The following is a 13,630-nucleotide window of genomic DNA, read 5'->3' on the forward strand; positions in this document are numbered from 1 at the left end:
TATGGGGACCTGGATCGCGCCGAGCGCCATCGAGAGAGAGCTGTACGAGGCCAAGGCCTCCGGCGAGTGGGGCCGGTACCTCGACGTACTCGCCCGCTCCGAGCTGTTCCTCCCCCAGTCCCGCAGCCAGATCGACGCCGAGCCCGCACAGGCCCGCTTCCACCCGGTCGGCCACACCCTCCCCGTCTACACGCGCGGAATGCTGCCCGTCCCCACTGCCGAGACCGTCTTCGTACGCCAGAGCCTGGCCTGGTTCGCCAACGCCTGGGACCACCGCGACCCCCCGTACCTCGCCGTGAACCCCGGCAGCCCCGCCGAGGCCTACCTCACCACCGGCCCGGCCGACCTCGCCCGCTGGCGCGCCCACTGGGACGCCGCGACCACCTGGGGCCTGGCGCCCGGCGCCGTACACGCCCTGCACACCGGCGGGCCGCTGCACGGGCCCGTTGCGCGCGGACTGGCCGTGGGAGCCCATCTGGCCGTCAGCAACGGGGAGTTCTGGAACGCGCTCGCCTACCACGGCAGCGGTTACACCCGCGAGCGCGAACGCCTCCGCAAGTCCTGGGGCATCACCACCCGCGAGGAGTGGCTCGACGTCCTGCACCGCATGCTGAACGCCGAGATCGTCAGCCCCGTCTGGGAGTTCGTCCTGCGCATCCGCCGGATCCTCGCCTCCGACTTCGCCGGGCCCGTCGACGTCGAACACTGGCGGCACGCCGCCGAGGCCAGCCTGCGCCGCAATGCCGAACGGGCCGCCGAACCGCAGCTCACCCCCGACGGCGTCACGGTCGCGCAGCCGCGCCCCACCGCGGAGGTCGAGGGCGAGATCGCCGGCGTACAGCGCCTCATCGGACGCATCGCCCGGTACGAGCAGCGCTTCCGGGCCGACGGACTGCTCCCCGAGGGGGGATACGTACGCTCCGTCGAGGGCTGGGACATCGGCCGGGCCTCCCAGATGGCCCGCTGGGGCCTCGGCACGCGCTACGGCACGCTGGAGGAGGCGGAGCGCGCGGTGCTCCGCGCGGGGGAGGCGGCCGCCGACACGTACCGCTCCTGGGCGGAGTTCTCCGCCGGTTACCTGCTCGGCCGCTGCCTGCACTTCGACGAGGAGGAGTTCGGGGAGTGGTACGCGAGCTCCCTCGCCACCCACCTGACCCTGACCACCGAGCCGTCGAGCCCCTGGCTCAACATCCCCTGGAGCTAGGGTGTTTCAGCACCGGGCGGTGTGGGCGATTCGCCGGTGGAGGGCTTCGCCTCGGCCATTGCTCTGAGCTCCTCGAAGGGCTTCTGCTGCATCGAACTGCGCACGTGTTCCAAGCCGTACCGATCAATGGCCTTCTTGTTTCGATTGGGATCACTGCTGTCAAAACCCACCTTCTCGCCCGGCGGCTCCACAACTGCATAAATGTACGGCCGTTCCTTCTTTTTTACGTACCACAGAGTTATCCGCTGGCGACCTCGAGTCGCATTGAGGATCTCATTGCTGTTCGAGATATCGGCCTGGTATCTCATGTATGCCTGGTTCTTCCCCTCCGGCCCTCGAGGATCTTGATCCTTGCCTTCCCTTTTGAGGGCTTCCAGGCTCTTCCCGGAGCGCTCATAGTCGCCGACTATGGTCATTCTGTCTTTCCTGACGGCATACATCTCTGCCTGGACCCTGACTTGCTCGTACTCGAAGTCGTCAGGCTCCGCGATCTCGATGACCTCGTCCTCCGAGAATTCCTCGCCCGGATTCAGCAGCCACCCCGGCGGCCTGACGAACTCGCCATCCTTGATCAATTGGAAGGCCCGCTTCTCCGGGGCAGGGTAGCCGTGGACCCAGTAGATGCTGCCGAGGACGTAGACGGGAATCTGGCCGGAGTTCTTCACGGACAGATGGACCGGCAGGTACATCTTTGACCGGTCCTCGTTCAGGCTTGGCTTCCCGAAGGAGGCTGCACTGTTCACGATCGGAGAGGTCGCATAGGGAACATATATCTGCGTATACGTCACATTGGGGATGGCGAGAAGGCTGGAGATGACGGCCCCGGCCACGATTCGCTTGGGATTGGGTACCAGCTTCCACACCCGGTGCCGGACAAGTACGCACAAAGCCCCCACCGACAACAGTGTGAAACCCACCCAAAGTAGCACGTAGTGTGTGTACGCCCCACCGTCGATCAGCTGCATGAGGAGCATAAGCAAGCCCACGCCAACGGATACCGAGGCGCCGAGCAGGACAATCATCCCGGAATAGGATGATTTCCGCACGTGCCAATAATCGAAGGCAGCCAGTGCGGCAATGATTTCCAGTGCGGCCGCAAGAAGGAAGATGATCCCCGTGACGCGCCCGGAGTAGGTGAGGGCGCCGAACGTGTCCTTCATCCCGATCACGAAGAGCATGCATGCGGTCGCCAGGAGGCCGGCCACCATCAGAGTGCCGACGATGCGTCGATAGCACGGGTTGTCCGGCCAGTCGGTGCAGTCCGCGCCGATCCAACGGATTTCGTACCCGGATTCCAGACCGGCTCCGCGGATGAGCCTTCGCAGCTCCCCCATCGAGCGGACCTGGCCTGCGCGCTGGTCGTTGATGGTGACGTGCCGCCAGCCAAGGTCATCCGGTCCGCTTACGGCTACCACGGGTGTGTTCGCCATGGCACCAGTCTGCCGCCGTACGCCGATGAACGCTCCTGGAATGCGCCCGCACCCGATCGGAGTAACGTCATGAATATCCCATGGCCCGCCCTCACAGGAGGTCCCCCATGCGCAGACGACTTCTCGGGTTCATCGCCGCCGCCGTACTGGCCGTTCTCGGCGTCATGGGCCCTGCCGCTCAAGCTGCCGTGTCCGATGTCGACGTGGAGACGTGCACGAAGGGGGGAGGAACATCGGAGTACGAATCCGCGACCGGCTTGTGGACCTGCATCGACGGCAAGTACAACGGCGAACCCATCAAGTGACGGGGGCGCGCCAGCAACGACTTCGCCCAGTCGGAACGCGTTCCTGTACTGACGGGCGGGCTCCCAACTAGCCTCGGCCGCATGACGATTGAGTTGAACGAGACCGTACGCGGCCTGCTGGACTCCCCGCACCCCGCGGTGCTCTCCACCCTCAACCCCGATGGCAGTCCCCAGAGTTCCGTGGTCTGGGTGGCCCGGGACGGGTCCGATCTGCTGGTCTCCACCGAGCAGGGCCGCCGCAAGGAGCGGAACATCGCGCGGGACGGGCGCGTCGGGCTGACCGTGTTCGACACGGCCAACCCGTTCCTCTACGTCGAGATCCGCGGCACGGCCACCCTCGCCGAGGACGCGGGTCGCGCGGTGGCCGGCCGCATCGCCGAGGAGTACCTGGGGCCGGACGGCGGCAAGGAGTTCACCGAGTCCCTCTCCGAGAGCGTCCGCGTCGTCGTCCGCATCACCCCGACCAAGGTGCTCGGTAACGCCGCCAAGGCCGGCTAGGGCAGCAGCGGCCGGACCTCCGACCAGGCGTCCACCGCCTCCGCGAGGGGGTCGCCGGCCGGGAGGTGGGGGCGGGCGAGTTCGAGCCAGGGCAGCAGGAGCTTGATGCGCCGCAGGTGCCGGATGCGCGGTCGCGGCAGGTCCCGCCAGGTGCGGGCCTCCGCGGCCGCCTCCGCCGGGGTCAGGTCGATCACGGCCAGCGCGTCCCGGCACAGGGCCGCCGGGTCGCCGCCACGGCCCGGGCCGAACTGCCGGAGCAGGTAGCCCCGTACGGCGGCCACCTCGACCGCACGGTCCAGCTCGTGCGACCCCGCCCACTCCGCCTTGCGGCGCGTCGCGGCCAGCGCCACGCGGCCCCAGCGCAGCCGGGTCTCCCCGGGCAGCCAGTCCCCCTGCATCCGGCCCACGGCCAGCGTCCGCAGCGTCAGCGGATGCGGCTCGTCCTGCAGCGGCGGATCGGTGGCCAGCCAGGCCTCGATGTCCTCGAGCGCATGCCCGCCGGGCGGCACCGCGGTCAGCACCTGCCCCCGGGTGAGCAGCGCGACCAAGGCGCCCGTGAGGTGGACCTTGGCCGTGTGCCCCGCGTCGAAGAAGGCCACGGAGCGCCCGTACCGCTCGATCCGCCGCAGCCCGAGCCGCAGTTCCCCGGCGGCGTAGACCTGTCCGGCGCGCGCGACCCCGCCGAGGCAGCGGACCACGCACACGCCGCCCGTGACGTCGGCCTCCTCGACGGAGTACACCTGCAACTCGGCGATGGCCACTGCGACCCCCTTCCCCGGGCGGGAGGCTACCGCCCGCCGGCCCGGCCTCGCGCCGTGAAGACGGACACCGTGGAAACGAGTCGTGTGATGAGATGGCTGGCGCATACTTGATCGCCATTTTCCTGGGGGGAAAACCATGCGCGCATCTCGCGCCGCGGCCTTGGCCGCCATCGTCCTGGCCGGCAGCACCCTGCTGCCCATCGGTACCGCCGCTGCCGCCGACGGTCCGCAGGTGGGTGCGGCCAGCACCTACTTCTCCGTGTCGAACTACCGCCTGGTCGACACCCGGGTCGGCAACGGAGCCCCGTCCGGCAAGGTGGGCCCGGACAGCGTCACCAAGATCGACATATCCAATGCGCTCCGCCTGACGAGCGGCGCCGTCCCCACCGCCGCCGTCATGAACGTGACCGTCGTCGATCCGACCATCGACAGCTACATCACCGCCTACCCGGACGGGCAGGCCAGGCCCGTGGTCTCCAGCCTCAACGTCACGGCGGGCCGGACCGTCACCACCAACCGCGTGACCGTGCAGGTCGGTGCGAACGGCATCGTCGACCTCTACAACCACGTCGGCAGCGCCCACGTGGTCGTCGACCTCCAGGGCTTCTACACCGCCAAGGGCGCCAACAGCGGCTATGCGGGCTCCACGTTCACGATCGGCACGCCCAAGCGCCTGCTCGACACCCGCACCACCATCGGCGACCGCCAGGGCCGCGTGGGCGCCGGCGAGCAGAACGCGCTCGCCGCGGACGTCTCCTCGGTGATGGACCCGGCCCAGCCCGACACCGAGCTCGCCCTCCAGGTCACGGCCACCGAGCCGACCGAGGCCAGCCATGTCACCGTCTACCCGGCCGGGCAGCGGGTCTGGAACACCTCCGACCTCAACTTCGGGCGCGGCCAGACCGTCACCAACATCTCGTACATGGACGTGGGCCGCAGCGGCCTCGGCCTGTACAACAACGCCGGCCAGGTCGATCTGATCGTCGACTACGTCGGCCGGTTCAAGCACAACCGGTACGACGGCGACGTCGGCACCAGCGGCCTGTTCGTCCCCGCCAGCCCGACCCGCGTCCTCGACACCCGCATCGGCCAGGGCGCCCCCGCCGGCAAGGCCGGACCGGGCTCCACCACCCGCGTCAAGGTGACCGGGCCGAACGGCGTCCCCGCGAACGTCGCGGCCGTGGTCGTCAACCTGACCTCGACCAACGCCACCGAGGACGGCCACATCACGGCCCACGCCGCCGGCACCCCGGTGCCGAACACGTCCAACCTGAACTACCGGACCCGCACGGACGTCGCCTCGATGACGATCGTCCCGGTCAGCGCGGACGGCTACATCGAGCTGTACAACCCGCACGGCCGCACCGACCTGGTCGTCGACGTGCAGGGGTACTACACCTCCTGAGCCTCCAGGACCAGGCGGATCTCCGTGACCTCGTAGCCGGCGCGGTCGAACGCCGCGGCCATGGGCACATTGACGGTGTCCGTGGTCGCGGTGATGCGCTCGGCGCCCGCGGCCGCGTGGAAGCGGGTGATCTCCGCCAGGATCTCGTCGATCAGGCCCCGGCCGCGCTGCTCCGGTACGACGCCCAGGTACCCGACGTTGCGGTGGTACGGGGTCGCGGAGGGGATGGCCATGCCCGCGAGGGTGCCGTCCGGGAGGTCGGCCAGGCGCCACCAGGAGCGCTCGCCGGGACAGTCGAGGTAGAACTCCATGTCCTCGCGGGCCAGTTGCTCCGCGTCCATCGAGCGCAGCTCGTGCTGCGTGGCGAGGTCGAGGCTGCCGGCGGACAGCCGGACGAAGGCCTCGAGGAACTCCTCGTCCGTGCCCTCCCGGAACACCAGCCGCCCGGTGGGCTCCGCGGTCCCGTCGGCTGGGGGTACCCCCGGCGGTAGCTGGGGGAGGGTCCACTCGTAGCGCAGCCGCTCGATCTCCCGGGTCAGACCCGCCCTGTACGCGGCCTCCTGGCGCCAGGCGACGGCCTCGACCAGGTCGGGGCGGGTACGCCAGTCGCCGGGCAGCGAGACGTTGTAGAGCGGGAGGTTCCCGAAGGCCTCGTGCCCGGCGGCCAGCAGCGCTGCGGCGACGCCCGCCGGGTCGGCGACCGATTCCCGTACCTGGAGGCAGTCGAGCGCGATGGGCCGCTCGCTGTCGGCGCGACCCCACCACAGCGCGCGGGCCAGGATCTCGCCGTTCTCGTCCTCGGCGCACCAGATCCACTCGGGGCGGAACCGGTTCTCGGCGAGCTCCTCGCGGATCTTGTCGGCGGAGAGGGCTTCGACGGGCCCGTCGGCCGGGTAGGCGACGGCGCGGTCGATGTCGGTGGGGTCTGTGAGGGCGGCGCGGAATCTCATACCGGTGATCATCGCCCGGGATCTGCCGTCCGACCAGGCCTTTTCCACGCCGAAGCCCCCCTCGCGGTGCGGTGGCGAGGGGGGCTTCGGGTACCGGATCGGGATCGGACTACGACCAGGTGACGAGGCGGCGCGGGTGCTCCAGGACGGCCGCGATGTCCGCCAGGAAGCGGGAGCCGAGCTCACCGTCGATGAGCCGGTGGTCGAACGACAGCGCCAGCGTGGTGACGTGGCGCGGCTTCACCTTGCCCTTGTGGACCCACGGCTGGAGCTTGATCGCGCCGACCGCGAGGATCGCGGACTCGCCGGGGTTCAGGATGGGCGTACCGGTGTCGACGCCGAAGACGCCGACGTTGGTGATGGTGATGGTGCCGTTCTGCATGTCGGCCGGGGAGGTCTTGCCGTCGCGGGCCGTGGTGACCAGCTCGGACAGGGCCGTCGACAGCTCGGGCAGCGTCTTGGCGTGCGCGTCCTTGATGTTCGGGACGATCAGGCCGCGCGGGGTGGCCGCCGCGATGCCCAGGTTGACGTAGTGCTTGAGCACGATCTCCTGAGCCGCCTCGTCCCAGGACGCGTTGACGTCCGGGTTGCGGCGGACGGCCACGAGGACCGCCTTGGCGATCAGGAGCAGCGGGTTGATCCGCAGACCGGCGAGGTCCGGGTCGTCCTTGAGCTCCTGGACCAGCTTCATCGTCCGGGTCACGTCGAAGGTGATGAACTCGGTGACGTGCGGAGCGGTGAACGCGGAGCCGACCATGGCCTGCGCGGTGACCTTGCGGACGCCCTTGACCGGGATCCGGGTCTCGCGGGCCGAGGCCTCACCGGAAACCGCCGCGGGAGCCGCGGCCTGGACCTGGGCCTGGGCGGGCACGGCGGCAGGAGCCTGTGCGGCCGCGGCCTGCGGGGCGATCGCAGCCGCGGCGGCGGCGTGCACGTCCTCGCGGGTCACGACGCCGCCCTCGCCGGTGGGCACCACGGAGGCCAGGTCGATCCCGAGGTCCTTGGCGAGCTTGCGCACCGGCGGCTTCGCCAGCGGGCGCTCCCCGGCGGCGTGGCCGTTGCCGTTCAGCCCGGCGGCCGCAGCGGCGGTGCCGTTCTGCGCGGCGGCGGGCGCGGCTGCCTCGACGGGCGCAGCTGCCGCGACGGAGGCGCCCGGCGCCGCCTTGCGCGGGCGGCGCTTCGTGGAGGCCTCGGAGACGCCGTAGCCCACCAGGACGGGCTGACGGGCCGCGGCGGCCGGCGCCGCGGCAGGAGCCTCGGCCGCAGCCGGCGCGACAGCCTCGGCGGCCGGAGCCGCAGCCGCAGCCTCGGCCGGACCCGTCTGCACCGAGATGATCACCTGGCCGACGTCGACCGTGGTGCCCTCCTCGAAGAGGAGCGCGTGCACGGTCCCGTCGAACGGGATCGGCAGCTCCACGGCCGCCTTCGCCGTCTCGACCTCGCACACGACCTGGCCGTCGGTGACCGTGTCACCCGGCTGGACGTACCACTTGAGGATCTCGGCCTCGGTGAGGCCTTCGCCCACGTCGGGCATCTTGAATTCGCGGATGGTCATGAACGTGGCTCCTCAGTACGCCAGCGAGCGGTCGACGGCGTCGAGCACCCTGTCCAGGCCCGGCAGGTACTCGTCCTCCAGGCGGGCCGGCGGGTACGGAGCGTGGAAACCGCCCACGCGCAGCACCGGAGCCTCCAGGTGGTAGAAGCACCGCTCCGTGATGCGGGCGGCGATCTCCGCGCCCGTGCCCAGGAACACCGGGGCCTCGTGGACGACCACGAGCCGGCGGGTCTTCTCCACGGAGGCCTGCAGCCCGTCGAAGTCGATCGGGGACATCGAGCGCAGGTCCACGACCTCCACCGACTTGCCCTCCTCGGCCGCCGCGGCCGCCGCCTCCAGGCAGACCTTCACCATCGGGCCGTAGGCCGCCAGGGTGAGGTCGGAACCCTCGCGCGCCACGCGCGCCTTGTGCAGCTCGCCGGGGATGGCGTCGGTGTCGACCTCGCCCTTGTCCCAGTAGCGCCGCTTCGGCTCGAAGAAGATCACCGGGTCGTCGCTGAGGATCGCCTGCTGGAGCATCCAGTACGCGTCGCTCGCGTTCGACGGGGAGACCACCTTCAGGCCCGGGACGTGCGCGAACAGCGCCTCGGGGGACTCCGAGTGGTGCTCCACCGCGCCGATGCCGCCCGCGTACGGGATGCGGACGACGACGGGCATCTTGACCTTGCCCAGCGCCCGCGCGTGCATCTTCGCGAGCTGCGTGACGATCTGGTCGTACGCGGGGAAGACGAACCCGTCGAACTGGATCTCCACCACGGGGCGGTAGCCGCGCAGCGCCAGGCCGATCGCCGTGCCGACGATGCCGGACTCGGCGAGCGGGGTGTCGATGACCCGCTCCTCGCCGAAGTCCTTCTGCAGTCCGTCGGTGATGCGGAAGACACCACCCAGCTTGCCGACGTCCTCGCCCATGATCAGGACCTTGGGGTCCGTCTCCAGGGCCTTGCGCAGGGACTCGTTGAGCGCCTTCGCGATCGACATCTTCTCGACAGCCATCAGTGACCCTCCTCGAAGGACGCGAGGTAGGCGGCGAACTGGGCGCGCTCCTCGTCGACGAGCGCGTGCCCGTCCGCGTAGACGTTCTCGAAGATCGCCATGGTGTCCGGGTCGGGCATGGCGCGCACGACCTCGCGCACCCGCTTGCCCAGCGCCTCGCTCTCGGCCTCGAGGGACTCGAAGAAGGCCTCGTCCGCCCCGCCGCTCGCCAGCAGGTACGTCTTCAGGCGCAGGATCGGGTCCTTCGCCTCCCAGGCCTGCGTCTCCTCGTCCCGCCGGTACTTCGTCGGGTCGTCGGAGGTGGTGTGCGCACCCATGCGGTAGGTGAACGCCTCGACCAGGGTCGGGCCCTCGCCGCGGCGCGCGCGCTCCAGCGCCCAGCGGGTGACCGCCAGGCAGGCCAGGACGTCGTTGCCGTCGACGCGGACGCCCGGGAAGCCGAAGCCCTGGGCGCGCTGGTACAGCGGCACGCGCATCTGGCGCTCGGTCGGCTCGGAGATCGCCCACTGGTTGTTCTGGCAGAAGAACACCACGGGGGAGTTGTAGACGGCCGAGAAGGTGAACGCCTCGGCGACGTCGCCCTGGCTGGACGCGCCGTCGCCGAAGTAGGCGATGACCGCGGAGTCCGCGCCGTCCTTGGCCACACCCATCGCGTAACCGGTCGCGTGCAGCGTCTGCGAGCCGATGACGATCGTGTACAGGTGGAAGTTGTTGGTGTTCGGGTCCCAGCCGCCGTGGTTCACGCCGCGGAACATGCCGAGCAGGTTCGTCGGGTCGACGCCCCGGCACCAGGCCACACCGTGCTCGCGGTACGTCGGGAACACGTAGTCGTCGTCGCGCAGCGCGCGGCCGGAGCCGATCTGCGCGGCCTCCTGGCCGAGCAGCGAGGCCCACAGACCCAGCTCGCCCTGACGCTGCAGGGCCGTCGCCTCGCCGTCGAAACGGCGGGTCAGGACCATGTCGCGGTAGAGCCCGCGCAGGTCCTCGGTGGTGATGTCCTCGACGAAGGACAGGAACTCCGCAGCATCGGGATTGTCTGCGGCGCTGACCCGTTCCCCTTCGGGCGTCAGCAGCTGTACGAGCTGGGGCTCGGCGTTCTGCGCGGTGGCGGCAGCCTTGGCAGCGGGGGCCTTGGCGGCGCTCGCCGCGCCTGCCGCCCGCTTGGTGCCGCTGCTGCGTCGCGGCTTGCGCGCGGCAGTGCTCTCCACGGTCACGTGTTGCTCCTCCGTCGGTCCGGCTCCCGGGTTCTCCGGGGTCCAGTGCGGCTCACCCGATCCGTACCAGCGCACGGGGTGGGTGCGCTTCGTGTGCGGATGCGAGCGTGACAGGTGCCCCGGCAAGTGCCCTGCGCAATGCACGTTACCCAGTGCGCCGCATAACTGCGAAACCCCACTTGACCTGCGTTTTTGCTTGGATTTCCAAGTAAATCGGCAGCGCGGGGAACAACCACTGGTCACAGCCTTGCAGGGGGCCGGAACAACGGCACGTTATCCCGGGTAACGACGGCTGGGAAGGGGTGAGTGTGTGAAACTGAGTTCGTGCGCGAAGACGGAAAAATCAAGGTATTCCTCCTGGACGACCACGAAGTGGTACGTCGGGGTGTCCATGAGCTCCTTTCGGTCGAAGAGGACATCGAGATCGTCGGCGAGGCCGGTACCGCCGCAGACGCCCTGGTCCGTATTCCCGCCACCCGGCCCGACGTGGCCGTCCTCGACGTGCGCCTGCCGGACGGCAGCGGGGTGGAGGTCTGCCGCGAGGTCCGGTCCCAGAACGAGGACATCAAGTGCCTGATGCTGACCTCGTTCGCCGACGACGAGGCACTGTTCGACGCGATCATGGCCGGGGCCTCGGGCTACGTGCTCAAGGCGATCCGCGGCAACGAGCTGCTGAGCGCCGTACGGGACGTAGCGGCCGGCAGGTCGCTGCTGGACCCGGTCGCCACCGCGCGCGTGCTGGAGCGGCTGCGCGACGGCAAGAACGGCAAGGGCGACGACCGCCTGGCCAACCTCACCGAGCAGGAGCGCAAGATCCTCGACCTGATCGGCGAGGGCCTGACCAACCGCGTCATCGGCGAGCGCCTGCACCTGGCCGAGAAGACCATCAAGAACTACGTCTCCAGCCTGCTGTCCAAGCTGGGCATGGAGCGCCGCTCCCAGGCCGCCGCGTACGTGGCCCGGCTGCAGGCCGAGAGGCGCGCCTGACCGGCCGGTGCCTGACCGACCGGGCCTGACCGGCCGACCGGTTCATTCGGGACCAACGTCCCCGATCGTCGGGGCCGCTTCCTCTTTTCCGGCGGAGCATCCGTACCGGACAGTGGACGCATGTCACCGGAGGAACTCCACGCCATCGAACTGCTGCGCCGGGTGCCGTACGGCAGGGTGGCCACCAGCATGCGCGCGCTCCCCTTCCTCGCCCTCGCCCGCCACGTCGTGGTGGACGGCGAGGTCGTCCTGAGAATGCACGCCGGCTTCGGCCACCACCAGGCGTGCAACGGCAGCGTGGTGGCCTACGGCGCCGACAACTTCAATTCCGCGGACCCCCGGCTGTGGTCCGTGCAGTTCACCGGAACGGCCCGGATCGTCGAGCCGACCACCCGTGAACTCGAGTTGTTCGGACCGGTCCCGCATTTCGTGGACGGCGCGGTCTTCGACCCCGTCTACATGCGCATCGAGCCCCAGTTCGTCACCGTGCACTCGCTGGCCGGGAATCCGGACCGGGAGTTCCAGCACGTCCTCTGAGCTGCGCATTCACCGAACAACGCGGACGGGCCCGGCGGAATCGAATTCCACCGGGCCCGTTCACCCGTAGCGCCTAAAGCTCGTCAACCGGATTCGGCGGGTCCACCGGCGGACTCACGCTCTTCGACGGCGGCGGCGACTTCGACGGCGACTTCGACGGACTGCTCGACGCCGACGTCGACGGGCTGGTCGAAGGCGACGCGGACGGGCTCGTGCTCGGCGTGAACTTGCTGCTGCGGCTCGGCAGCGGCGAGGACTCCTCCGACGAGCGCGAGGGCTGCGTGTCGTGCGACGGCGTGCTCTGCGAGGCGGACGGGGGCGTCTGCTGGCCGCTCGAGGAACTCTGGACGGCGGGCGGACTGCTGTCGTCCTTGTTCTTGTCCGACACGGAGTTGACGGCGTACGCCACGCCGCCCGCGATCGCGATGATCGCCAGCACCGCGAACAGCCACAGCTTCCACCGGCTGCTGCCGCGGTCGTCGTAGCCGTCGTAGCCGCCCTGGCCGCCCTGCCCACCGCCGTGGCCGTGGTTGTCGTACCCGCCCCCGCCGGGGAAGGCCGAGCCGTCGTCCGGGTTCAGCGGCGGCACCATCGGCTGCTGGAACGCCGAGGTCGTGGCGTGTGCCGGGTAGTTCTGCTGGCCGCCGTTCTGGCCCAGCGGCATCGCCGTGGTCTGCGCCGCGCCACCGCGTCCGTGCGGCAGGGCCATGGTGACCGGGCCGGTGTTCCAGGTGCCCGTGTTCGGACCCTGCTCGTGCAGCATCTGCAGCGCGTACTGGACCAGCCCGCGCATCTCCTCGGCGCTCTGGAACCGGTCGTCCGGGTCCTTGGCGAGGGAGCGCATGACGAGCCCGTCGAGCTCCTGCGGGATGTGGTGGCCCTCCGGCAGCTGCGAGGGCGGGACCGGCGCGTCCTGCACGTGCTGGTAGACCACCGAGAGCGGGGTCTCGCCGGTGAACGGGGGCCGCAGCGCGAGCAGTTCGTACAGCAGGCAGCCGGTCGCGTACAGGTCGGAGCGGTGGTCCACCGCCTTGCCGAGCGCCTGCTCGGGCGACAGGTACTGCGGGGTGCCCATGACCATGCCGGTCTGCGTCATCGTCGACTGGGCGCCGTGCAGGGCTCGGGCGATGCCGAAGTCCATCACCTTCACCGCGCCGGCATCCGTGATGATGACGTTGGCGGGCTTGATGTCGCGGTGCACGATGCCGTGCTGGTGCGAGTACGCGAGCGCCTCGAGCACGCCCGAGACGATGATCAGCGCCTGCTCGGGGCCCGGGGCCTCGGCGCTGATCAGCAGGTCGCGGATGGTGCGGCCCTCGACCAGCTCCATGACGATGTACGGGACGGTGTTCGGGCCGACCTTGTCCTCGCCGGAGTCGTACACGGCGACGACGGCGTGGTGGTTGAGCCCGGCGACCGACTGCGCCTCACGCGTGAAGCGGGCCTTGGAGACCGGGTCCTCGGCGAGGTCGGCGCGCAGCAGCTTCACGGCGACGGTCCGGCCGAGCCGGACGTCCTCGGCGGCGAACACCTCCGCCATGCCGCCACGGCCCAGGCGGTGGGTGAGCCGGTACCGGCCGTCGCCGACCAGGCCGCCGGCGCCCCAATGCTCAGGACCCTCGGCCATCCCGGCGCCGTTTCCCTCGGGTTCGGGTGCCATCAGTCCTCGCCGTCGTCTCTCTCGGCCGCCGCTCAGCGGTAGGTCCTTTTCGGGTGCTCCGATGAACGCTACAGCCTCGCAACAGGTCGCCGTTCGGACAATGGCGCGCCGTGGCCCCGTGGTCACGGAAC

13 protein-coding genes are annotated in these 13,630 nt (G+C 70.1%); 6 read left to right on the plus strand and 7 right to left on the minus strand.

Annotated elements, in window-relative coordinates:
• Nucleotide 1 precedes the first annotated feature (1 nt).
• Entirely contained in the window at nucleotides 2-1,204 is a 1,203-nt protein-coding gene (locus AB5J51_RS20200) for a DUF1266 domain-containing protein (protein WP_369778230.1), read from the plus strand.
• On the opposite strand, the gene AB5J51_RS20205 is transcribed toward AB5J51_RS20200, so the two are convergent.
• Entirely contained in the window at nucleotides 1,201-2,634 is a 1,434-nt protein-coding gene (locus tag AB5J51_RS20205) for a hypothetical protein (protein ID WP_369778231.1), read from the minus strand. The genes AB5J51_RS20200 and AB5J51_RS20205 overlap by 4 nt on opposite strands.
• Before the next feature lie 107 nt (nucleotides 2,635-2,741).
• Between AB5J51_RS20205 and AB5J51_RS20210 the strand changes: the two genes are divergently transcribed.
• A complete protein-coding gene (locus AB5J51_RS20210) occupies nucleotides 2,742-2,939 on the plus strand; it encodes a hypothetical protein (protein WP_053787068.1) in 198 nt (65 codons plus the stop codon).
• Between the two features lie 81 nt (nucleotides 2,940-3,020).
• A complete protein-coding gene (locus AB5J51_RS20215) occupies nucleotides 3,021-3,437 on the plus strand; it encodes a PPOX class F420-dependent oxidoreductase (protein WP_030292785.1) in 417 nt (138 codons plus the stop codon).
• On the opposite strand, the gene AB5J51_RS20220 is transcribed toward AB5J51_RS20215, so the two are convergent.
• Entirely contained in the window at nucleotides 3,434-4,198 is a 765-nt protein-coding gene (locus AB5J51_RS20220) for a hypothetical protein (RefSeq protein WP_369778232.1), read from the minus strand. The two genes, AB5J51_RS20215 and AB5J51_RS20220, sit on opposite strands and share 4 nt — an antisense overlap.
• 136 nt (nucleotides 4,199-4,334) lie before the next feature.
• On the opposite strand from AB5J51_RS20220, the gene AB5J51_RS20225 reads away from it, so the two are divergent.
• Entirely contained in the window at nucleotides 4,335-5,603 is a 1,269-nt protein-coding gene (locus AB5J51_RS20225) for a hypothetical protein (RefSeq protein WP_369778233.1), read from the plus strand.
• Here the strand turns inward: AB5J51_RS20225 and AB5J51_RS20230 are convergent.
• From AB5J51_RS20230 to pdhA, 4 genes are all read right to left on the minus strand, one after another.
• The gene (locus tag AB5J51_RS20230; protein WP_078987396.1) at nucleotides 5,591-6,553 is read right to left on the minus strand and encodes a GNAT family N-acetyltransferase; all 963 of its coding nucleotides are present in this window, start codon (nucleotides 6,551-6,553) and stop codon (nucleotides 5,591-5,593) included. The two genes, AB5J51_RS20225 and AB5J51_RS20230, sit on opposite strands and share 13 nt — an antisense overlap.
• 109 nt (nucleotides 6,554-6,662) lie before the next feature.
• Complete coding sequence (locus AB5J51_RS20235; RefSeq protein ID WP_369778234.1) at nucleotides 6,663-8,108, minus strand: dihydrolipoamide acetyltransferase family protein; 1,446 nt, start codon at nucleotides 8,106-8,108, stop codon at nucleotides 6,663-6,665.
• Between the two features lie 12 nt (nucleotides 8,109-8,120).
• Nucleotides 8,121-9,101, minus strand: a complete 981-nt coding sequence (locus tag AB5J51_RS20240; RefSeq protein ID WP_136226035.1) for an alpha-ketoacid dehydrogenase subunit beta — start codon at nucleotides 9,099-9,101, stop codon at nucleotides 8,121-8,123.
• Complete coding sequence (gene pdhA / locus AB5J51_RS20245) at nucleotides 9,101-10,315, minus strand: pyruvate dehydrogenase (acetyl-transferring) E1 component subunit alpha (RefSeq protein ID WP_053787063.1); 1,215 nt, start codon at nucleotides 10,313-10,315, stop codon at nucleotides 9,101-9,103. Before pdhA ends, AB5J51_RS20240 begins: the two co-directional genes overlap by 1 nt.
• 324 nt (nucleotides 10,316-10,639) lie before the next feature.
• Here pdhA and AB5J51_RS20250 point away from each other — a divergent pair, with 324 nt between their 5' ends.
• Nucleotides 10,640-11,302 carry a response regulator transcription factor gene (locus tag AB5J51_RS20250; RefSeq protein WP_053787062.1) on the plus strand — a complete coding sequence of 221 codons (663 nt, stop codon included), beginning with the start codon at nucleotides 10,640-10,642 and terminating at the stop codon, nucleotides 11,300-11,302.
• 120 nt (nucleotides 11,303-11,422) lie between these two features.
• The gene (locus AB5J51_RS20255; protein WP_136226036.1) at nucleotides 11,423-11,839 is read left to right on the plus strand and encodes a pyridoxamine 5'-phosphate oxidase family protein; all 417 of its coding nucleotides are present in this window, start codon (nucleotides 11,423-11,425) and stop codon (nucleotides 11,837-11,839) included.
• Between the two features lie 73 nt (nucleotides 11,840-11,912).
• On the opposite strand, the gene AB5J51_RS20260 is transcribed toward AB5J51_RS20255, so the two are convergent.
• The gene (locus AB5J51_RS20260) at nucleotides 11,913-13,499 is read right to left on the minus strand and encodes a protein kinase (protein WP_053787060.1); all 1,587 of its coding nucleotides are present in this window, start codon (nucleotides 13,497-13,499) and stop codon (nucleotides 11,913-11,915) included.
• Between the last annotated feature and the right edge of the window lie 131 nt (nucleotides 13,500-13,630).

This window comes from Streptomyces sp. R33 (assembly GCF_041200175.1).
Lineage (GTDB): Bacteria > Actinomycetota > Actinomycetes > Streptomycetales > Streptomycetaceae > Streptomyces > Streptomyces katrae_B.